Consider the following 21,816-nt stretch of genomic DNA (forward strand, 5'->3'; position numbering starts at 1 on the left):
CCCTGCTTTACCTTCTGCTGTTCAATGCCTAAACTTAATGCATGCTTGAACAACTCGTGCTTCGTCAAAAGTCATTCGCCCAACACGCCCGTACTGAATCCTGGCACCAACGCTATGATTATCTTGAATCCTTGAAAAGCATGATCACCGATCACCAACAGGAACTGTGCAAAGCTTTATACGAAGATTTTAAAAAGCCTGAGTTAGAATCCCTGGCTACTGAGATCATGCCTCTTTTAAAAGAAATCCGTTTTGCGCAAAAGCATTTGAAAAAATGGATGAAGCCGCAACGGGTTTGTACTCCGCTGCTTTTATTTGGATCTAAAAGTTACACGCGCTTTGAGGCCTTAGGGTCTTGCCTGATCATTTCACCGTGGAACTATCCTTTGTATTTAACGATCGCCCCCCTGGTTTCGGCCCTTGCTGCGGGGAACGCAGCGGTGATTAAACCTTCCGAGTACGCCCCTCACACCAGCCGTTTGATGCATTCTTTATTATCGAAGTACTTTAAGCCTGAACAGGTATCGGTCATCGAAGGTGGTCCTGAAACCACGACCGAACTTTTAAAGCAGGCCTTTGACCACGTCTTTTTCACCGGCAGTACCGAGGTTGGCAGAATTATCATGAAAGGTGCCGCTCACAGCCTGGCCCGAGTCACTTTGGAATTGGGTGGCAAGTCACCGACCGTTATTGATAATACAGCGAACCTAAAACTTGCGGCGCAAAAGATCATCTGGGCGAAATTCGTGAATGCAGGACAGACTTGTGTGGCTCCGGACTACCTGTTTATTCAAGAAAGCATCCATCACGAATTCCTGCAAACACTTAAAGTGCAACTTCAAGAGAGTTTCGGAAGCAGCAAAGATGACGTGAAATCATCCAAGAGCTTTGCCCGCATCATCAATCGTCGCCACACGGATCGCCTTAAAGGCTTACTTGAAGATGCGATCAGTAACAGCGCAAGCGTGGTTGCCGGAGGTGAAGTAGATCTTGAACAAAACTACGTTGCCCCGACCCTGCTTGATAACGTTGATCCGCACACCAAAGTGATGAATGAAGAGATCTTTGGCCCGATTTTACCGATCTTGAAGTTTAAAGACATCAGCGAAGTCGTTCACTTTATCAACGAACGCCCGAAGCCTTTGACGATTTATTGCTACTCCCATTCCGAGCACAACATCAAAAAACTGATGAAGGAAACAAGTTCGGGAACACTATCGGTTAATGATTCATTGATCTCGTTATTGAATCCCCACCTTCCGTTTGGCGGCGTGGGCGCAAGTGGTCTGGGTGCTTACCATGGGTACCATGGCTTTGAGACCTTCTCCCACAAAAAGGCGATCTTTAAACAAGGCTTCGCCGGAAGATTGATGGCCATCATCTATCCTCCGTACAACCAGACCAAACTCGATCTATTAAAGCAAATCATCCGTTTTACTGGGTAACAGTTCCCTTTTCGGAACACGCCGCTTCATTTTCAATCGGTTCATAGATGGGATCGGCGCTGAGTTTGCAATCCACTATTGCATGCCTAGAAAAACATTAATTTTAACAGACGATTTCCCCTACCACGTTACAAACCGTTCAAATAATCGAGAGAAATTTTATCTAGAAAATTACATTTTGTGGACTATCTTTCTGGATTGTTTCGAAGAACTAAAAAAACAATACACCTGCGAAATTCACGCATTTGTTTTAATGTCCAACCACTATCATCTCATAATCAGCACGCCGAAAAGAAATCTAGGGGAAGCCATGAAGTATCTCCATCGGGAGGTCGCTCGCAAAGCGAACAAACAATCCGGACGCATCAACCATTTTTTTGGGGCGCGATACAAATGGTCCGTAATAAACGCAGAAGCCTACTATTGGAACTGCATTAAATATGTTTTTAGAAACCCTGTACGAGCTGGTATCTGCACACGGGTGGATGACTATCGATTCTCTTCGCTCAATAGCCAACCAGCATCTTGGAAATGGAATATGTGTGATTGGTTTCACCGAGATCAGCCTCAAATCACGCCTGATCATGATTGGCTGAACGAACCATTTCATTTAGAGCTGGAAGAAATAATTCGACTGGGACTAAGACGAAGGGAGTTTTCACCTCCGCCAGATTCCAAGAAAAAGAGAAGTTATTTAGACGATCTGCAGTACGAAAAGGGAACTGTTACCTGAGATCCAGGATGCGGGAGCGGTCGCCTACGATCCACAGAAGATCATCGACCTGCAGGATTTCGGCAGAGTCGGGGTTTAAAATACGGCGACCTTGGCGTTCAATACCGACCACTAAGCCATGGGTTGTTTCTCGAAGCCCGCTATCCCGAATGCTTTTCCCTAAGAACGCTGATTTGTCTGTTAGCAGATATTTTTCCAATGAGTATTCCGAAATTTCTGATTCCAGAGTTTGGTAATCCTGTTCTGCATCGATGAATTCTTTAAATACTGCGAGCTGAATATCATTTCCAATCACGAATACGATATCTTGAGGCATGAACATCACGTCTGCACCGGGCGCCATGATCTTTCTGCGTCCGCGCTCGATCAAGGCCACTGTCACACCAAAACGTTCACGAATGGAGAGCTCGGATAAAGGCATTCCCACATAGTGAGCTTCTGCTGGCACACGGAATTCAGTCAAATGGGCATCCCAAGGAGCCAAGGCTTGGCTATGAGTTTTTGGTGCCACCTTATGAACATCTTCGGTTAAGTTTGAAATAAAACGATTTTCAAACCACTGATAAATCGCCCGCAGCCTTGTGGAAAGCACATAACCGACAACGACCGCCATCCATGCAGTGATTCCCAAAGCCCACCCCAGTGGAACAAATTGCGCAACCATTGCGCCGATCAATCCCACGGCAACCATAATTCTAGAAACCACAAAGACATAGTTCTGACTTCCGCGAGAGCCGCCGGCGACCAGGCTATCAAATTGCTTCGTCCGACCAAAAGCCAATGCCCATAAGAACGGTGAACTTAAAATCAAAGTTGCCGTTAAAGTCAGAAACTTTGCAGAGCCCTCTTCGACTTGGTGATTTAATAAGTAAGGCAATGTCACTCGGCCCATCAGCAAAAACACGCCAATCACGATCACCACATTTAAAAAAATCTTAAAGATGTAAGAACGAACTTGGTCGCGGGATTCTTTGTGCGCTGTCATTGCGAAAGAAAACATCGAATAGCGATCTAAAGAGTCAATAAGGTCTCGTGGCAATTTTCTTTCAAGCAAACCATATGCTCCATCAGCCATACGAATCATAAATGGAGTCGTAAATGCTGTCACCACACTCACAGATACCGCTAAAGGATAGAGCTCGGGTCGAACAACTTTAAAGCCCACACCCACCGTCGCAATAATGAAAGAAAACTCTCCAATTTGGGACAGACTCATACCCGTCTGCAAACTGGACTTCAATGTTTGACCGGATAAAACACTTCCGACGGTCACGCCCAAAGTTTTTCCCATAAGCACCAACGCTGACAAGAGCAGAATCACCTGCCAGTGGGCTGTGATCACATCCGGATCAATCAACATCCCCACCGAGATAAAGAACACAGCAGAGAATAAAGTTTTGATGGGATTCACCAAGTGATGAATACGCTCACCTTCGATCGTTTCAGCTAAGATCGATCCCGTGATGAAGGCACCCAAAGCTGCGGAGAAACCCACCTTCACCGCAAACACCACCATGGCAAGACACAAGCCTACCGCCACAACCAGAATCGTTTCTTCATTCAATAATTTTTGTGCACGCTTCAGTGCCGTCGGAAGCCAAAAGATCCCCACCACAAACCACAGGGATAAATAGAACGCGAGTTTAAGGAATGACAGCAACATATCACTGCCCGCGAACTCCCGAGTCAGCGCAATTGAAGTTAGGAATACCAGCAGCAATACCGCCACCAGATCCTCGATAACCAAGACGCCCATAACGATACTGACGAATTTCATATTCTTGAAACCCATCTCTTCGATAGTACGCATAGAGATCGACGTCGAAGAAATCGCAAGAATTCCGCCCAGGAACAGGCAGTCCATCAAATCCCAACCCAATAGCTTCCCCGTCGTAAAACCGATCAAAGTCATAAAGCCGACTTCGAACAACGCCGTCACACCAGCCGAGCCCCCCACACGGAAAAGCTTTTTAAAACTGAACTCCAGGCCCAAGGCGAACAAAAGAAAGATCACCCCGATGTCAGCCCAAAGCTGAACACCTTCTGCGCTGCTGACAGTTCCAAACAGTCCGACCTTAGGTCCGATCAAAAATCCGGCAACCAGATAACCTAAGACCACAGGTTGATTTAATCTTTTAAAGAGAAGAGTCACGATACCCGCGGTACCTAGAATAAGAGCCAAATCGCTGATCATTGCCGGAAGACTATGCATACATAAAGCGTACGCTCTAGGAACCCACCGAGGCAACGGGAGGAGCTTTTTACCTCCGCTTCGGTAACTGCACGCGTTATCTCGGAAGCGGTTGCCACAAAAACAAAAAGCCCCCTTACCGGGAGCTTTAGAAAACCATCGCGCTAAAATAAGCGGTCAAAATGGTTCGGATGCAAGGCGGAGGGTTATCCCCGCAGCGCAGGCGGGCTATATGCCCGTCGGAGCGAGGAGATGGCCCGACAACGAAGTCAGACGGGCCATTTTCACCGCTTACTTCGCTTGAAGAGCTGCGGCTACTGCCGCTTCAGCATTTACGATACCCGCGCCGTATTCGTTTTGAGTGTTAGGACCCAAAGCCGTCGCAGTTGATTGCAAGATTTGCTTAACTTGAGCGCCGTTAAGGTTTTTATTAGCTGCTTTTACAAGAGCTACAACACCTGCAACGTGCGGAGTTGCCATTGAAGTCCCATCGAAAGCTGCGTAGTCAGTTGCAACTGTTTGAAGAGTCGCTTTAACTTCTGTGCCCGCTGCCAATGTCGTTTGGATTTTTTTACCAACTTCTTGTTCAATCATGAACACAGCAACTGGAAGAGTTGAACCGTCAGAAGTCAAAGCACCTTGGATCAAACCTGGAGCGTTGTTGTAGATAACTGCGCCAACTGCACCCGCTTTGATAGCGTTTTGAATTTTAACAGAGAAGTTGATTTCGCCGCGACCGATAAGTGCGTACTTACCTTTAACGTCTTTACCAGCGAAGTCAGTGTCTTTACCAAGACCGCAATCAACCAATGAGTTCGTTTCAGCAGTCAATACTTCACGAGCACCTTGGAAAGTTGTGGAGTTAACCGCTGCTTTTTTACCAGCAACAGTCAATTGAACAGAAGCTTCACGACCAGTGCCTTGCGGAACTGTAGAAACAACTGCTGCACCCGGAGCTACGATCGCCAATTCTGGACCCCATTGAGAGAAGTCCGTTTTCTTAAGATCACTATTCACTGCACCAACTGCGATAACTGTTGGAAGAGCTGCTGGGTAAGAAACTTTACCAGTACCATCGTTACCAGAAGCCGCTACCACAGTAAGACCTGCTTTAGCCGCTTTTGCGATAGCGTCGCGCTCACCTGGAGTCGACCATGCGCCACCAAGAGACATAGAGATCACATCAACTTTCTGAGTGATACCCCAGTTGATACCTGCTGCGATCGCTGCATTCGAGCAACCGTTTTCAGAGCATACGCGACCCATCAAGATTTTCGCTTGAGGAGCAACACCTGTGAAACCGTTGTTATCCAATACACCTGCAATCGTACCAGAGCAGTGTGAACCGTGACCTACTTTATCAGAGAAATCAGAACCATCTGATTCACCAGTAAAGTCTTTACCTTGTTCGAAGTTAGCTTTCAAAGAAGGATGGTTTTGATCGATACCAGTATCTAGAACAAGAACGCGAGCGCCTTGACCTTGATTGGACTTTGCCCAAGCTTGAGGTGCTTTAACTGCCATAATCCCCCATGGAGTTTTCGCGCCCGGAACTGTCGGAGTGTTTTTAACTGGAGTGCCCAACCAACCACGAACTGGAAGTGGAGCTGGATGGAAAACTTCTTTTTCAACGTAAGCTACTGCTGGGTCGTTTTGAAGTTTAGAGATCTCATTGTCGTTTCTTGCATTCACGATCAATGTGTTCAAGTTTTCAAGAGATTGTTCGATTTCAGCATCAACTGGAGTAGAAACTGCTTTACCAGTTTTAAGAGCGCCAGAACCTTTAACTTTATAAGCCATGTGAGCAGCTTGGAAAGTTTGCGAGTCTTTCATGATTACGATAACGCGCTCAGCATGAGCAGATGTCGCAACCAACAGAGACAGGATAAGTGAAAACAAATTAAGTTTCATGAATAGGTCCCCCCATATTCCATGGACTTCACCCTTTAGAAGTCCTTATGGAGAGGCACTTCATTTCATGCTGAACATTTTATCAAGTACTCTTTTGGAACCACCTGCATATTTTTTTTGAACGCAGAAAAGTGAAATTATCTGTCATGGTGTCAACCCAGAGTTGTAGTTCCAAAGTGGCACCCCAGTTCAAAACTAGAACCATTTCGTGCGAAAGTATTAGAAGTACTTATGGAAGCCATGATTTTATCTGAGATTAGTTGCTTAAAATTAAATCAGCGCAAGTAACGCAATGCGCTGATTTAATGCTGGCGATGAACAGTTTTTAAGCACCAAAAATCAGTGCGAATGCCCGCCTGGAGCGGATTTCGGAACCGTTTTTCCCACCGGCAAGATAAAGCTCAGTGGATGATTTAAGAGACGTCGAAAAACAGCCTTGCGAATGGCACGACGAGTGGGTGGAGTGACTCCACGGGCTTTGATCGCCACCAAGAAGGCCATAGCAAAGCTTACCGTCACGTTAAAGAAACCAATACAAAGAACACCGATCACCGCACGCCAGAAAATCCAAGTCTTTAAAAAGGACGCACCCATGACCGGCAGGGCCGCCCCCATGGTCCCCGACGAAAGAGTCACATGGCGCACATCCAATGGAATCCCGATAAAGCGCATGATCTCTGGAGTAAAGCCCAAGAGAATACCCAAGGACGCATTTCCCAAAAGACCGGAAATGTTTTTCTCAAAGAATGAAGCAATTCTTCTCGCTCCGACTCGTCCAAATATAGTTGTCAGTGTAGGACTGCGCGCCAAAGTTGTGCGTAATGAATTCAGGGCAAACCAGTTGTCCCCCCATCCAGCAAATAAACTTGAGAACCACAAGAGTATACCGGTGAATGCAGCATAGAATATCGCAGGCCCAAAAATGTCGACCGAAGTGAAGGCTTTAATCGCCGTTGCATCTGACATAATATGACGCCCAGAAACCAGAAAAAAAATCGTATCAATAACGAGTGTTGTTGGAACCACCATCAAGATGTTTCCACCCACTGCTGCCACTTGCGAGCGGATAATATGCGCAATCTGATCCACCATGCGCTCCATGCCCTCTTCAGTATCTACGTCGCGCATTTGCTCTGCAAGTGCTGGCGCTGTCATTGCAGGCTGCTTAGTTCCTAAAGTAAAACCCGCAAGATGGATCACGATGAAACTGATCGCATAGTTTGTCGATGCCAGAACACCGATCATAAATTCAGAAGGACCCAATGCCAGAATTCCTGTCTTAATATAGACAGTGAATGCAGTGACAAAACCGCCACCCGCGGCAGCTTGGACCATGCGACGGTATTCTTCTTTGGTGCGAGTAATATAGTGCTCGCCGGTTTCTGCTGCACGCTCGACCATTTTCTTAGCGAGCAAATTGATGTTTTGTGAAAGGAGTGCACCCACACTTTGCAAATCATGATTTTCTTCAATTAGATTTGCTAGAAATGACGTCACCTTTTTTGCATCTGGAACATCTGTGATAAGAATGTCCACCAGACTGTCCATGCGCTGCAGATAAATTCTTAAGCGAGTCATCTGGAAAACCAGATTCACGCTGACACCGTACTCGTCCAAGTGACGATACACTTGCGTCAGTTCCCGACGACACTCCCAAACCAACAAGCGTAAGCGCGACGCCTTTTCATAGAACAGCTCCGGCTTACCGGATTGATGAGCCGATAGGAAGTCTTCCAGAACGCGCACCAAATTAAAGAAAGCAGAGTCACGGAAGTTGGGTTTATCCAGGCGATGACGAATCCCTGGTGAAAGACCGATGGCGCGAACTTGAATGCCCAGATAAATCAAAGCATCTTCCATGTCGCGATCCAGACGATTCCAATCTGATTCGAGCGGTGAAACGTCGTAGTTAAAAAGCTCCACTAATTTATCGAATAAAACGTGATCAATCGAAGCGATCCACATCGGATCCTTGGCACTTGGGAACAACTCCCAAAACAGATAACCCAGTTCGTGATCCAACGGAGGACTCGGCAGGATTTTCATCATCATGCGATCAAAGAACTCCCCGATCACCCCTACTTCATGTGGGAGACCCGTCTCTGTATAGAGCTCAAGACCGCTGACGTTCTTAATCACCGAACGCAAGATCACAGCCACATCGCGCTTCCAGCCGGGATTGCGATCTAACACCATCAATACATAACGAAGACGTGCAATGGGAACATGCCCAGAAGAGTTATCCAACCCCTCCACCGCAGTACCTTCATAGCGCACCCAACGTAATAAATTCACCAACCAATGAAGCTGGTCTTCTAGATTCTTTTGATCTGAAGCAAAGCTTAACAGGGCATCCAAATCACTGTGCACGTTACTGCGTTGGCGATGAAGTTTAAATCGGTGAAAGTACTTGCGAAGTTGATCAAACATGGGGAAATTTTGCCCGAACACATCCCTTCCTGCAAGCAAGGCGCGTCAAAAACTTAGGTGCAACAATTTGCCATCTTGCCTCTAAGACCCTCTGTGTTAGAACCACCCCATGAAACGATTCATTCTTCTTATATCATTCTTGGGGTCAGTAAATACTTGGGCCGCCAAACAAGTCTCTTCGATCGATGGAACGAATGTGTTGAATGACAAATTCGTCCATCTAGAAACGAAGGCTGCAGCAAAAGGCACTGTCGTTATTTTCATGTCAGCAAAATGCCCTTGTTCTGCCAGCCACGAAAGCTTGCTAAAAGATATGTCTGCTGAATTTAAAGATTTCAATTTCGTCGCGGTTCACTCCAATTCTGACGAACAATCGGCGATGACCAAAGAACATTTCGAAAAAGCAGCTTTGCCATTTCCCGTCATTCAAGATTCCAAGTCACGGTTAGCGAACGACTTCGGTGCTTTGAAAACTCCCCATGCCTTTGTCGTAAATCCGGCGGGAGAAATTGTGTATCAAGGCGGCGTGACCGACAGTCACGTGGGTCCTTCGGCGAAAAAACAATTCTTAAAAGATGCACTGGAAGATATTCAAGCTGGCAAAACCGTGCGCATGAAAGAAGGCCGAGCTTTAGGTTGCTTCATTCAACGCGAGGACAGCTAGATGAAAAAACTTTTGCTGGGATTGTTATTTCTGACTGCCTGTGCCCGTCCTGACTATATCAATCCGGCGGCAAAAAATAATGCCCAGTCACCACCAGCTGCGGAGTGCACCTTAAAACTTGCACAATCCCAGCTGTGTGCTTCTATTCAGTGGGTGTCGGGACCTCAATCTCCTGACGAGTCAGAATTCATTTTAAAATTCTGGAATGAATCCACTGCCACGATAAATGGTCCTTATACAGACCCGACAACGGCTTTAAGTGTGATTTTGTGGATGCCTTCGATGGGGCATGGTTCCTCACCTGTAAAGATCGATAAAATTGAAACCGGCGTGTACCGTGTTCATCGCGTGTTCTTTATTATGCCTGGTGACTGGGAAGTTCGTATCTTCTTAAAAGATGGCGCGACGACGGTTGATCATGTGATTGAAAGTCTTCAGCTGTGAAGCATTTCATCCTGGCTTTCTTATTCCTTGCTTTAAGTTCGCGAGCATTCGCTGCCAGCTGTTGCGGTGGCGGTTTTGCATTTCCGGCTTTAATTATGGGTGACGATAAAGCCCAGATCACAAGTTCTTTAAGTTACGGCCAAGTAACTGATGAGGTTTTACCCAATCAGAAATGGATCAAGCGCGGTGATGACAACCACAGCCAGACATTTAAAATTGAAGCAGCCACGCTACTGACTGACTCCCTTCAAAGCGGTATTTCTATTCCCGTCGTCAGCCGCCAAGTTGCGAATGAAGATAGCACAGGAATGGGCGATATCTCTTTGAACCTGGGTCATGAAACTTTCCCGGAGCTTAGCTACTCTCGCTGAAAACCCAAAGGCATCACGTTCTTACAAGTCACTCTGCCGACATCCCCTTCCGTGTATGATGCTACCAATGTCTTAGCTGCAGATTCCCGCGGTCGTGGATTTTTCACCGTTGGCGGAGGGGTAGCTTTTATCAAAACCATGGGCACATGGGATCTAAATTCCAGCGTGGAGCTGCATAAGTCCTTTGCCCGTGATTTTACCAGCGAATCTTCTGGTGGTACGATCACGGCCAATCCTGATTTGGGTCACAGCTGGACTGTGGGTGGTGGTTGGAATAAAGGCGACTTCAGAGTCGGCACAAGCTTTACCGGTATGTATGAAGATGCGGTTGCGATTTCAGGCGCGCAGACATCGTCAGGTGCTGTTCAAAAAAATGTCACGTGGTCTGCGATGGTAAATTATATGATGGGTCTTGAGAATGCTTGGACGTTTTCTTACGCCGACCAAACTTTGTTCGGCACGCCCGAAAACTCAAGCCTTTCCAAAACTGTGACATTGAGTTTCCAGACGCGCTGGCAGCGTTAATTTCAATGATCGCGATCGCGGTCCCGATCCGGATGCTGACTTAACATTGAGCGATTGGCTTTACGTTTCTCTTCGCGAATCATACGGCGTTCTTCCCTTTCACGATCCCGGCGGTCTTTATTTGCTTCTGACATAGAGCGGACTTCTGCCACATGAGGCATTCCTCGATCAAAATCACCTTCGATATCTTCAGCGCGTGGCGGTCGCGATGGCACTGTTGGTGACGGATGCACATCTTCGGCGTGGGCGTTTTGATCCGGCGAAAGTACTTTCGAGGGTTTCTTTTCGGTTTTGGGTTGGTACTTTCTTTTTAGAAAGTCAAAAAAGCCTCGTTTCGGTTTTTCATGATTAGTCTGTGACATAGCGGGCTCCTTTCGCGGTTCATTCTGATCATTATCTTCTGAAAATTCCGGCATGGTTTGATCTTGCTTAAAGTAATCTTGCGACGCGGTCGTTGCCTCCTGATCTGCAGGCTGTGGACCTTCACCATTATTTAAGACTGGTACACCATCGGCATTGATGGAAGTCGCATCTCCGACTTTTAGGAATGCTTCACGCACATCTTTTTGTCTGGCGTCACGCTTGCGGAATCGATCTGATAGCGAATAAACGACAGGAACCACATACAAAGTCAGTAACGTTGAAACCAAAACCCCGCCGATCAACGTGATCGCCATGGGTTTAAATGTTTCAGAACCCGCCCCTTGTGCGAGGGCCGATGGCAAGGCCGCAGTGATCGTCGCCACACTGGTCATAATGATCGGACGTAAACGCACCGGGCAGGCTTCCTTCAACGCCGCATCTGCAGTGACGTCAGTTCCTCCCGCGCGATCACGAACGGCATTGGTAAAGTCGATCAAAAGAATCGAGTTCTTTTTCACAATCCCCATCAACAGCAAAATACCAATCATCGAATACATGTTGATGCTTTGCCCAGTGAGATTGAGGGCAAAGAAAGCGCCGGAAAAGCTAAACGGCAAAGCCATCAAGATCGTCAGCGGATCCAAGAACGAATTGAACTGACTGGCTAAAACCATGTAGGCGACGATCACGCCCAATGCCAACGCAAATATCAAACTATTAAATGACTCACTGAAAGATTTTGCGGCTCCAGATTGATCGATATGATAACCCTCGGGAAGCTCCTTACTTTTATTAAATATAAACTCCAACGCTTTTTGTTGTGAAACTCCCGGAGCTAAATTCGCATACATCGTAATCGCGCGTTGACGATTCACCCGAGTCACCTGCTGCAGACTAGCCCGTTGCTCAACCTCGGCCACCTGAGTGATGGGAATCAGGTTGTTACGATCATTGGCAATTAATAATTTACTAAATTCATCGCGAGGATCGGGAGTTTTCTTTAACTGCACATAAACGTCGTAGCGATGCCCGTCTTTGGTGTACTGACCATTCTTAACCCCACCAATCATCGCCTGCACGGTGATCCCGATATCTTCAGCACTGACCCCACGGCGAGCGGCCTTATCCCGCGCCGGAGTCACTTGAATTTCCGGCATACCCGCAAGGTAATCAGAATCGACGTCGACCATCAGTTTTGAATTACGCATGTCTTCTTTAAATTTATTATTCAACTCTTCAAGCTTGGCCCAATCCGGACCTTGCAAGATAAATTCTATCGGATAACCTTTCCCTGTCGAAAATCCCCGACTGGAGGGATCCATCATAAAGACCATCACGCCTTGAATATTTTTAGTAAGCTCACTGCGCGCATAGGACATGAATTCTTGTTGCGAGCGTTCTTTAACCTGACCAGGTGCTATGCCCCGATTACCTTTGTCTTTTAAGGTGATGAACATCATCCCCGTATTGGCGTCACTGCCCCCACCTGACCCCAAGCCCCCGACGCTCGCATAAACATGAGCAACTTCTTGCTGAGAGCGCATCCATTTCTCAATCTCTTTTGCTTTTTGATCCGAGGTCGCCAGCGAAGTTCCAATGGGTAAAAATAAACGCATGATGAAAAGACTTTGATCCATGGTCGGTGTCATTTCTTTATTCAAGGATTTAACTGAAACGAAAGAAACCGCCACGAACACGATTGAAACTGCCAGAACCGACCAACGATGCGCCAGGGTCCAATTTAAAGACTTCCCATAAAACTCTTTCCACTTGGCCATAAACCATTCAAAGGACTTCCCGATGCGTGTTGTACGCTCGCCAGTGTGAACAAACGAAGAGCAACGCATCGGCGTGATGGTCAATGATTCAAGAAGCGACAACATCACGGCCAGTGAAATTGTGATCCCATATTGCAAAAAGAATTTTCCGATCACACCTTTCATGAAGGCCACGGGTAAAAAAATCGCAATGATCGCGATACTGGCCGCCAATGCCGCAAAGGTGATTTCCCGCGCGCCAACGATGGCAGATTCAATCGGCCTCAGTCCCCGCTCGTTATACCGGAATATATTTTCAAGAACCATGATGGCATCATCAACAACGATACCAATGGCGAGAGTCAATCCAAGCAAAGTGAACGTATTTAAAGTAAAACCAAAGAAATATAGACCAATGAAGGCGCCCATAATGGAGGTCGGAATCGCCAGCAACACATTCAAGGTCGCAGTGAAACTTCCCAAGAACACCCAGCACACGATGGACGTCAAAATTACTGCCAAGATCAAATGCTTGATCATTTCATGAATACTTTGTTCGATATAGCGAGAGGAGTCGAAATTGATGGCCAGACGCATGCCTTCAGGCAGATCTTTTTGGATCTCTTTCATTTGCTCTTTGACGGCATTAGCGACCGCCACGGCATTTGACCCCAGTTGTTTTTTTATTCCCAGCCCCAAAGCCATCACACCATCAAAGCGCGAGATACGATACATTTCCGCAAGGGACTCTTTGGCGAACCCAACATCTTTCAAACGAATTGTATTAAAGGGATCCTGGATCACCATACCCGCACGCTTATTGATGATCATGTTATCAAACCCTTTGGCGTCCTTAAACTCCCCGAGGGTTCTGACGTTAAAGGCATTTTTGGGATTCTGAATAAATCCACCAGGGACTTCTGTATGCTGACTGGTGATCGATGCCATTACGTCGTTGACAGCGATATTGTGTTTACGAAGTTTATCTGCATCCACCCATACCCGCATGGCAGGATCAGTATAACCCCCAAGGATGATATCCCCCACCCCTGACACCATGGTAAAGCGGTCTTTCAGATAATCCTTGGCATAGGTCATTAAAAAATACGGATCATTTTTTTCATACACCAAAGCCAGCCACAAAATCGGCTGATCATCGGGATTGGTCTTGGTTATGCTGGGCGGATCCACAGCCGGTGGTAACAGACGCTGGGCTTGCGCAACCTTGGTTTGCACCTCTTGCAAGGCCACATCAATATTGCGGTCCAGTTCAAATTCGATGGTGATATTGGCAATACCGGTTTTACTGACGGAGCTGATGCGCTCCACTCCCTGCACGGAGGACAGCGCGTCCTCGATCGGATCGACGACGGAGGTTTCCATAATTTCTGGTGCGGCTCCCAAAAGAGTAATGGAAACATTCACGACTGGAAAGTCGACGTCAGGAAGCTGACTCACACCCAAACGCATAAATGAGATAAAGCCGAAAATGATGAATGCAGCAAACAGCATCCACGAGAACACAGCATTGCGAATGGAGACGTCAGAAATACGCATGATCGACCTCCCCTCGATTGTAGAGGCAAATCCCAGCGCGCGGAATTTGTGGAGGCAATCATGACAAAGGACAACTTATTATTTGCGTAAGAGCATAAAAAAAGGAGATCCAGTGGATCTCCTTTTTAGTCTTAAACAAATTCTATGATCGAATAATTATTTAGATTTAAGATCTGCCATGTTGTCAGCAATCCATTTCGCGTAGATGTCTGCACGAGTGTAGATAGACATCAAGAAGCAGTCAGGAGTAAGACGCGTTGGCAAAGCGTCGGAACGGCTCGCAACACCCCATACTTGCAACTCACCATCAACCTCTAGGTAAGCGGGGCCACCCGAGTCACCAGAGCAAACGCCACGGTTGATAGTTTGCGCCAAAGATGTTTCAGTCGCTGTCATATTTGGATCTGCAATTTTAAGCGTTGTCGTTCTAAGAACGCCCGCGCCTGATTTAATAACCCATGAACGATTCAAGCCGTAACCCGCCACGATTGTTGTTGTGCCTTCACGAAGAGCGCCTGAGTTTTTAAGGATTTTTGCAGGACCGTAAGAAGCTGGAAGGTTGCCTACGAAACGCACAAGAGCGATGTCAGCTGTGTTTTCTTTACGGGATGTGCTGTAGTCTTTGTTCACAATCGCAGCATCCACGACACGAACTTGTTCTTTTTTGGCTTTTTCAACTTCATTGGTAAAGAACACCATCATCTTTTTAGGATTTGGTCCCACGCAGTGGGCCGCAGTTAAAACGATGTTTTCAGAAATCAAAGTGCCTGAGCACAAAGCGCCCACTTTCGAGTCATAAAGAGCTACTGTAGAGCGGATGATACGAGAACCTGGCAATACTTTATCGCCACCGATAATTTGCCCCTCATTTTGAGCCGTCATTGTCCCGTTTTGATTGCCTGGAGAACATGCTGTCAATGCTGTGGCTGCCAACAAACCTGATACTAGTACTTTAAAAGATTTCATTCGAAAAACTCCTGATTAAGATACGATTTCGAGAAGGGTTCTACACCCCTTCTTGTGAAACCCAAAATGAAATTTTCCTAATCGGGACACTCTTTAAATCGGGACAGTCGCTGACTATGAACTCAGACGCGCACCTTGTACTTTTTTTAACTTGGCGACCTAAGGAGCAATTGTTACGCTCTCTTCATGTTAGAACATCCGCATTTACTTCAAGCTCTCGCATTTTTAGGATCTTCCGTCCTTCTTGTTCCCGTATTTCAAAGATTAGGTCTCGGCAGTATCTTAGGATACCTTGCGGCAGGCATTCTGATTGGTCCTCAGGGAGCAAAACTGATCATCGACGTGAAGGCGGTTCAAAATCTCTCCGAGTTCGGTGTGGTCTTTCTGTTATTCCTGATTGGTCTTGAACTTCAACCCAAGAAACTTTTGGCCATGAAGCGAACGCTGGCGGGTTTTGGTGGCTTACAGATCATCACTTGCTGCTTAGCCTTAGGAGCTCTGGTTAAGCTTTTAGGAGCCTCCTGGCAAAGTGCTATGGTGGCGGGATTTGCGTTGAGTCTTTCGTCAACGGCGTTCGCCCTCCAAGCCATGGCAGAAAAGAAAGTTCTAAACACTGAATTTGGCAGATCTTCGTTCGCAATCTTACTGATGCAAGACGTGGCCGCAATTCCTGCCTTGGCCATCATCCCCACACTGGGATTGGCCCAAGCTACTTCAGGCCATGAAGTAAACTGGTTGGGAGTTTTGGGAATATTCCTGGGGCTTCTACTTTTCAATTATACTTTGATGGGACCCTTTCTGCGTCAGGTGGCAGCACTCCGCAGTCGCGAGCTGTTCACGGGTGTCACTTTGACGATCGTGATCGGTGTTGCGTACCTGATGGAGCACATGGGGATCTCGATGGCCTTGGGGGCATTTTTAGCGGGCGTTCTTTTATCTGAATCTGAATATCGCCACGAGCTTGAAGCCGACCTAGAACCGTTCAAAGGTTTGTTGATGGGTCTGTTTTTTATCTCGGTGGGTATGTCAGTGAATATCACTCTGCTGATGAAAAACCCAGCCTTCGTGTTATTCGCGACAGCTCTTTATATGATGGTCAAAGGCTTCATGCTTTACGGTGTGGGCCGCACATTGAAACTTCATTCGACGGCCTCCAGAAACATGGCAGCTTACCTCGCTCAAGGGGGTGAGTTCGCCTTCGTGATCTTCGGTGTAGGCCAAAACTCAAATGTTTTAAGTCAGGAACTTTCAGACACGCTGACGTTGATCGTAACTTTGTCGATGATCATAAGTCCGTTCGTCATCGTCGCGAATGCAAAATTCGAAAGCTGGGTGGCCACTCACAAACCAAAACAAGAATGGGACAGCTTTGAAGGAGTTGACAGCGAAATCATTATCGCGGGCTTTGGTCGCTTCGGTCAGATCTTTGGCCGTATCTTACGTGCCCAGGATATTAAATTCACCGCGATCGATCACGATCCCGAACAAATCGAGTTACTAAGACGCTTCGGCAACAAGGTCTATTATGGAGATGCCTCCCGTCACGAAATTATGGAAGCTGCCGGAGCTGGCAAAGCGAAGTACCTGATCATCGCCGTCGATGATGTCGAGACCTCCAAAAAACTCGCGCAAATGGCGAAAGAGCATTTTAAAAACTTAAAAATCTATGCCCGCGCCAGAAACCGTGCCCACGTTTTTGACTTGCTAGACATCGGTATCGAGATGACTCACATTCGCAGAGAAACTTTCGAATCAAGTTTGCTGCTGACCAGAGAACTCTTATTGGATCTGGGCTTCCCAAGTGATCGCGCTCGCGCAGTTATCGAAAGATTCCACCGCCATGACGAATTGATGATGGCCGAACAATACAAAGTCCGCCACGATCAAAAACTTTTCCTGGATACATCCCGCCAGGGCATGCAGCAATTGTCTGAAGTTTTACGTGAAGACCAAATCAGAACTTATATCGACGCCAAAGATCTACAAAAACCGGAAGACCCAGCCCCGGAATCGGAGACTCGCGCATGAGCCAACAAGAAAAACCGCCAATGACTTTGGCTTTGCGTGAACTAGAAAAACACGGCGTCGAATTAACCTACCACCTATTCACATACCAAGAAAAAGGCGGCACCGCTCATTCATCGAAAGAAATGGGCGTCGACGAACACGCCGTCATCAAAACCCTGATCATGGAAGACGAAGACAAAGCCCCACTCATCGTCCTCATGCACGGAGACATGCAAGTCTCCACCAAAAACCTTGCAAGAACCTTAGGCAAAAAATCCATCACCCCTTGCAAACCCGAAGTAGCCGACCGCCACTCCGGATACCAAGTCGGCGGCACCTCCCCTTTCGGAACAAAAAAGAAAATGCCCATCTACATGGAAGAATCAATCCTAACGCTCCCAAAAATCTACATCAACGGCGGCAAAAGAGGTTTCCTAGTAGGCATGGATCCCAAACAGGCCGAAAAAATCCTAACCCCCACCCTAGTAAACGTAGGAATCAAAGGCTAAAATCCCTTTTCTCTAATAACCAGCCTGTTAAATAAATAAACTGCGTATGGCAGAGAGATTCAGACTCGGGCAAGGCAGACGAATGCCTGCACGCAGTCGACCTCCGTCGGCGCACGATGCGCGAACCGGCGCAGCCGGCGACGGTGAGCCTGGATGGCGTGTCGACGGAGCTGCAGGCAGGCGACTGACTTGACCGAGGCTGAAGCGCTCGGCCATTCGTTGATCTAACTTATTTATTTAAGAGGCTGGTTATCAGCAGGAATGCGAGGGTAAGCACGACGAGCTTGAATCTCTTTAGCTTTAGCGCCAGTGATTCTGAGATAAGGAACTGCCGTATTCTTGTCGGCAAGCCCAATACGATTGAAAGGGTTCGTTTTTTCATACCATGGGACGAAGCCCGAGTAGAAGTCAAAGCGACCACGGCCATTGATGCCTGATCCCTTGTCGCGGATGATGAAATAACCATCGTGCAAAGTACCATCTGGCAAGATCAGGCCAATAACTGATGGGATGTAAATCACCTCACCCAATTTATAAACCGTCAAATCCGCTGCCAATGTGTGGAAAGGATCCAAGCAAACCGTACGATCGCCGTAACCGTATTTGCATTCTTCACGATTGATTTCGAAATAGCGGTTTTGGCCTTTGATACGCGCCAAGATATTTAGCATGCGAATCTTGCCTTTTTGTTTGATGGAGCAAGAACCTTGCAGACCACACGCCATCGAATTCTTTTTGCACACACGGATCAAAGCTTTTCCACCTTGACCATGCAAAGTGACTTTTTCAGAATCAGGGCAAGATTTTTTATCTTCATCAAATACTGGGAAGAAATAAACTGTCGGTGTGAGTTTCGCAGTCCCCTTCACGTCAGCTGCTGCAGGACGATCTTTATTGATCTGCTCCTCAGAGACCGTGCCATGCGTGGGTGTCGTCTCGGCTTCGAAAGTCGCTGGCTGTGTTGGCAGCGTCGAAGTGTTTTCTTCCACTGCGGGTGGATTTGTGGGAGCTGGAAAATCCTCGGGTTTGCCGACGGTCGCGTGCTCCGTAGGAAGGGTTGTTCTCCAGTCATCGGAATTATCATCAGTCTGGATTCTTTGGTGATTCAATGCGATTCGACCGCTGTCATCAGACTGCGTATTATATGAGGCAAATTGGTCGGCAGATCCACAAGCGGATAAAGCCATGGTTCCCACGACTCCCAACAAGGTAAAAATCCGTCTCAATTGCATGCGACCTCCAAAGATGAACAGGGCTTAAAAGTACCAGACATATGACAAAGAAACGAAGCCTTTTTTATGACTGAAAACAAGTGAAATGCTGTGCCGAAAAATGGTACTTTTTGTCTCTATCATGCCAGCAATTATTGACCTCCACCCGGTGTTGATTTTATGGTCATCGTGACGGCGATCATTGCTAATTCCGCATATTTACCCGATAACGTTCTCAGCACATGTTAGGAGTCTGTACACATGGAGCTCGATCGGCAAATCACTTGTAAATACTGTCAAAGCCCCTCAAATGGAGCTGAGTACTGCTGTGAAGCCTGCAAGGTCCTAGATACCCAGGTTGGGCCCCTCAAATTGGCCCCCAAAAACCCCTTTGCTCACCTGGATCAACCACAATTTAAAGCGCTTTATAAACAAGATGAATGCAAAGATTACGACTACCTTATTTTCGCCGAGGGCATGCACTGCTCATCTTGTGTGCATCTTTTAGAAAAGCTACCTGAATTTTGCCCTGGAATTTTGGAAGCTCGCGCTAATTTTGGTCAATCAACAATTGCCGTGAAGTTAAGTGAGACAGGTTCTTTGGCAAAAGCGGTGCAAAGTATCGCTGAACTTGGTTACGATCCCAAAATCTTGAGTCCTGAGGACAACCTTCAGGAGAAATACAAAGAAGAAAATCGCACTTTCTTAAAACGAATTGCTGTAGCTGGCTTCTGTGCAGGGAACATCATGCTTTTCACAATTCCGATTTATGCGGGCTTGGAAAGCTCTTGGGCGTATGTTTTTAACGGCATTTCTTTGGCACTGTTCTTACCGATTCTATGCTATAGCGCGGTTCCTTTTTATCAAGGCACATTGAATGCTTTAAAATTCCGCATGATGAATGTGGATCTGCCAATCACAATCGCCATGCTCAGTGGATTTGCCTTTTCCACTTGGAATTTATTCCACAAACGAGATGGTATTTATTATGACAGCACTGCGAGCTTTTTATTCTTAATTCTGAGTGCCCGTTATCTACTCAAAAGAGTGCAACAGAACTATCTAGCGCCGGCACGCATGCAGACTTACTTTAAGGATCAGACCTATGAGCGTCTAACTCGCGATCACACGGATCTGATCCCGTGGAATCATATCCGCCTGAATGACACCCTGGTGATTAAACAAAATCAAACTCTGCCAACAGACTGCGTGCTCTTAAGCGACAGAGCTACCGTGGACTTGTCTTTGTTCAATGGCGAGTCTTTGCCGCAAATTTACTCTTGTGGCATGACTTTATTGGGTGGAACCAAACTTTTAAGTGAAAATGTAAAAGTTCAAGCGAGCTCCACTTTCGAAAACAGTCAAATTGGAAAGCTCTTTAATGATCTGGATCAAAAGAGTTACCAAAAAAGCAACTTTGTGAGTTTGACGGATCGCCTGGCGCAACGTTTGATCGCCATCGTATTTGGATTAGCCGCCCTGTTTTTGGTTTTGTATTCTTTCGTGGATCCGATGGCGGCCTTTCAACGCTCCCTGGCGCTGATTGTGATCGCCTGCCCGTGTGCTTTGGCGTTCGGTTCACCTTTGACTTTGGGACTCGCGATTAAAAAAGCGCAGCGCTTGGGCATCTTAATGAAAAGCGCCAATACGTTTGAAAAAATCCTGGATTTGAAAAATATTTTTTTCGATAAAACCGGAACACTCAGCGAAGGCAGTTTGACTTTGGTTCATTCCGCTCCGGAATCGCTGCCCGTAAGCCTGCAGCAAATCGTCCTTGCTCTGGAATCCCACTCTCACCATCCGGTGGCCTTTGCCCTTCGTAAAGCTTGGGGCCATATCCCGGCGGCTAAAAATGTAACCAATGCGCAGGAAATCCTGGGTCAAGGTGTTCGCGGTTACGTCGGCGAAGACCTTTACGAAATCTTCCCTTACACTACGGCATTGCCAGGCAGTCAGATTGCCGTGGAGGTTCTAAAAAACCATCGCAGTATTTGTCAGCTGTATTTCGCGGATCGTTTGCGTGAAGACTCGGCTCGCATCGTAAATGAGCTGCAAAAACGCGGTCTTCATACTTTCCTGATTTCCGGAGATAAATCCGTGCGCGCGAAAGAAGCGGCCCTTCACTGCAATATTCCTTCGCAAAATGCTTATGGAGATTTGAATCCACAAGCCAAGTACGAACTGATTAAAAACTATCCGGGCAGCTGCATGATTGGTGATGGCGCCAATGATTCCCTGTCGTTGCAAAACGCCACTGTTGGCATCGCTGTTAAAGGCAGCGTCGATCTAAGTTTGCAACATGCGGATATCTATTTCACTCGTGGAGGCCTGCAACCTTTGATGGATCTGTTTGCCCTCACAGAAACGACTCGCAACGTTATGGCGAGAACACTGACGGTTTCCCTGGTATACAATTGCCTGGGTGGAGCCGCCGCACTTTTAGGTCTTATTAATCCGATGATGGCAGCGATCTTAATGCCGATCAGCTCCGTGTTGATTGTACTCACTTCACTTTGGGGTATGCGATGAACATTGTCATACTGATGATACCCATGGCGTTACTTCTCGGTGTTGGATTCTTGTATGCCTTTTTCTGGGCCAACAAGAGGGGTCAGTTTGATGACCTGGAAACACCTGCTCACCGTATGCTTTTAGATGAAAACGAAAGGACTGAACGTGAACACACATAGTAATGTCGTAGAAAGAATTACCTACGACGACGATATAGTAAA

The 21,816-nt window shown here is 46.9% G+C and carries 16 protein-coding genes; 10 read left to right on the forward strand and 6 right to left on the reverse strand.

Going from position 1 to position 21,816, the window contains the following annotated elements; translation table 11 throughout:
- Positions 1-41: 41 nt before the first annotated feature.
- Together DOM22_RS12000 and DOM22_RS12005 are read left to right on the forward strand one after the other, a co-directional pair.
- Positions 42-1,445, forward strand: coding sequence for an aldehyde dehydrogenase family protein (locus DOM22_RS12000; protein WP_142700608.1), 1,404 nt, complete (start codon positions 42-44; stop codon positions 1,443-1,445).
- An 82-nt stretch (positions 1,446-1,527) separates the two neighbouring features.
- Complete coding sequence (locus tag DOM22_RS12005; protein WP_142700609.1) at positions 1,528-2,178, forward strand: transposase; 651 nt, start codon at positions 1,528-1,530, stop codon at positions 2,176-2,178.
- Here the strand turns inward: DOM22_RS12005 and DOM22_RS12010 are convergent.
- From DOM22_RS12010 to DOM22_RS12020, 3 genes are all read right to left on the reverse strand, one after another.
- Entirely contained in the window at positions 2,171-4,390 is a 2,220-nt protein-coding gene (locus tag DOM22_RS12010; protein WP_142700610.1) for a cation:proton antiporter, read from the reverse strand. The genes DOM22_RS12005 and DOM22_RS12010 overlap by 8 nt on opposite strands.
- Positions 4,391-4,660: 270 nt before the next feature.
- On the reverse strand, positions 4,661-6,280 hold the full coding sequence (locus tag DOM22_RS12015; RefSeq protein WP_142700611.1) for a S8 family serine peptidase: 1,620 nt from the start codon (positions 6,278-6,280) through the stop codon (positions 4,661-4,663).
- A 339-nt stretch (positions 6,281-6,619) separates the two neighbouring features.
- Complete coding sequence (locus tag DOM22_RS12020; protein ID WP_142700612.1) at positions 6,620-8,710, reverse strand: site-specific recombinase; 2,091 nt, start codon at positions 8,708-8,710, stop codon at positions 6,620-6,622.
- Between the two features lie 109 nt (positions 8,711-8,819).
- On the opposite strand from DOM22_RS12020, the gene DOM22_RS12025 reads away from it, so the two are divergent.
- The 4 genes from DOM22_RS12025 (at position 8,820) to DOM22_RS20100 (ending at position 10,714) form a co-directional block, all read left to right on the forward strand.
- Positions 8,820-9,374, forward strand: a complete 555-nt coding sequence (locus tag DOM22_RS12025; RefSeq protein WP_142700613.1) for a redoxin domain-containing protein — start codon at positions 8,820-8,822, stop codon at positions 9,372-9,374.
- Entirely contained in the window at positions 9,375-9,818 is a 444-nt protein-coding gene (locus tag DOM22_RS12030) for a FixH family protein (RefSeq protein ID WP_142700614.1), read from the forward strand.
- Positions 9,815-10,189, forward strand: coding sequence for a hypothetical protein (locus DOM22_RS20095; protein ID WP_246845607.1), 375 nt, complete (start codon positions 9,815-9,817; stop codon positions 10,187-10,189). The genes DOM22_RS12030 and DOM22_RS20095 overlap by 4 nt, the downstream gene beginning before the upstream one ends.
- A 138-nt stretch (positions 10,190-10,327) precedes the next feature.
- Entirely contained in the window at positions 10,328-10,714 is a 387-nt protein-coding gene (locus DOM22_RS20100; protein ID WP_246845608.1) for a hypothetical protein, read from the forward strand.
- A 2-nt stretch (positions 10,715-10,716) separates the two neighbouring features.
- Here DOM22_RS20100 and DOM22_RS12040 read toward each other — a convergent pair whose 3' ends face one another.
- On the reverse strand, positions 10,717-14,391 hold the full coding sequence (locus DOM22_RS12040) for an efflux RND transporter permease subunit (protein ID WP_142700615.1): 3,675 nt from the start codon (positions 14,389-14,391) through the stop codon (positions 10,717-10,719).
- A gap of 156 nt (positions 14,392-14,547) precedes the next feature.
- The gene (locus DOM22_RS12045) at positions 14,548-15,357 is read right to left on the reverse strand and encodes a trypsin-like serine protease (RefSeq protein WP_142700616.1); all 810 of its coding nucleotides are present in this window, start codon (positions 15,355-15,357) and stop codon (positions 14,548-14,550) included.
- 186 nt (positions 15,358-15,543) lie between these two features.
- Between DOM22_RS12045 and DOM22_RS12050 the strand changes: the two genes are divergently transcribed.
- Entirely contained in the window at positions 15,544-17,385 is a 1,842-nt protein-coding gene (locus DOM22_RS12050) for a monovalent cation:proton antiporter-2 (CPA2) family protein (RefSeq protein WP_142700617.1), read from the forward strand.
- Positions 17,382-17,873 carry a Cys-tRNA(Pro) deacylase gene (ybaK, locus tag DOM22_RS12055; RefSeq protein WP_142700618.1) on the forward strand — a complete coding sequence of 164 codons (492 nt, stop codon included), beginning with the start codon at positions 17,382-17,384 and terminating at the stop codon, positions 17,871-17,873. Before DOM22_RS12050 ends, ybaK begins: the two co-directional genes overlap by 4 nt.
- A gap of 233 nt (positions 17,874-18,106) precedes the next feature.
- Here the strand turns inward: ybaK and DOM22_RS12060 are convergent, their stop codons facing one another.
- Positions 18,107-19,105 carry a 3D domain-containing protein gene (locus tag DOM22_RS12060; protein ID WP_142700619.1) on the reverse strand — a complete coding sequence of 333 codons (999 nt, stop codon included), beginning with the start codon at positions 19,103-19,105 and terminating at the stop codon, positions 18,107-18,109.
- A gap of 240 nt (positions 19,106-19,345) precedes the next feature.
- Here DOM22_RS12060 and DOM22_RS12065 point away from each other — a divergent pair, with 240 nt between their 5' ends.
- Both DOM22_RS12065 and ccoS read left to right on the forward strand, forming a co-directional pair.
- Complete coding sequence (locus DOM22_RS12065; protein WP_142700620.1) at positions 19,346-21,613, forward strand: cation-translocating P-type ATPase; 2,268 nt, start codon at positions 19,346-19,348, stop codon at positions 21,611-21,613.
- Entirely contained in the window at positions 21,610-21,774 is a 165-nt protein-coding gene (gene ccoS / locus DOM22_RS12070; protein ID WP_142700621.1) for a cbb3-type cytochrome oxidase assembly protein CcoS, read from the forward strand. The genes DOM22_RS12065 and ccoS overlap by 4 nt, the downstream gene beginning before the upstream one ends.
- Positions 21,775-21,816 lie beyond the last annotated feature (42 nt).

The sequence above is a fragment of the Bdellovibrio sp. ZAP7 genome (assembly GCF_006874645.1).
Lineage (GTDB): Bacteria > Bdellovibrionota > Bdellovibrionia > Bdellovibrionales > Bdellovibrionaceae > Bdellovibrio.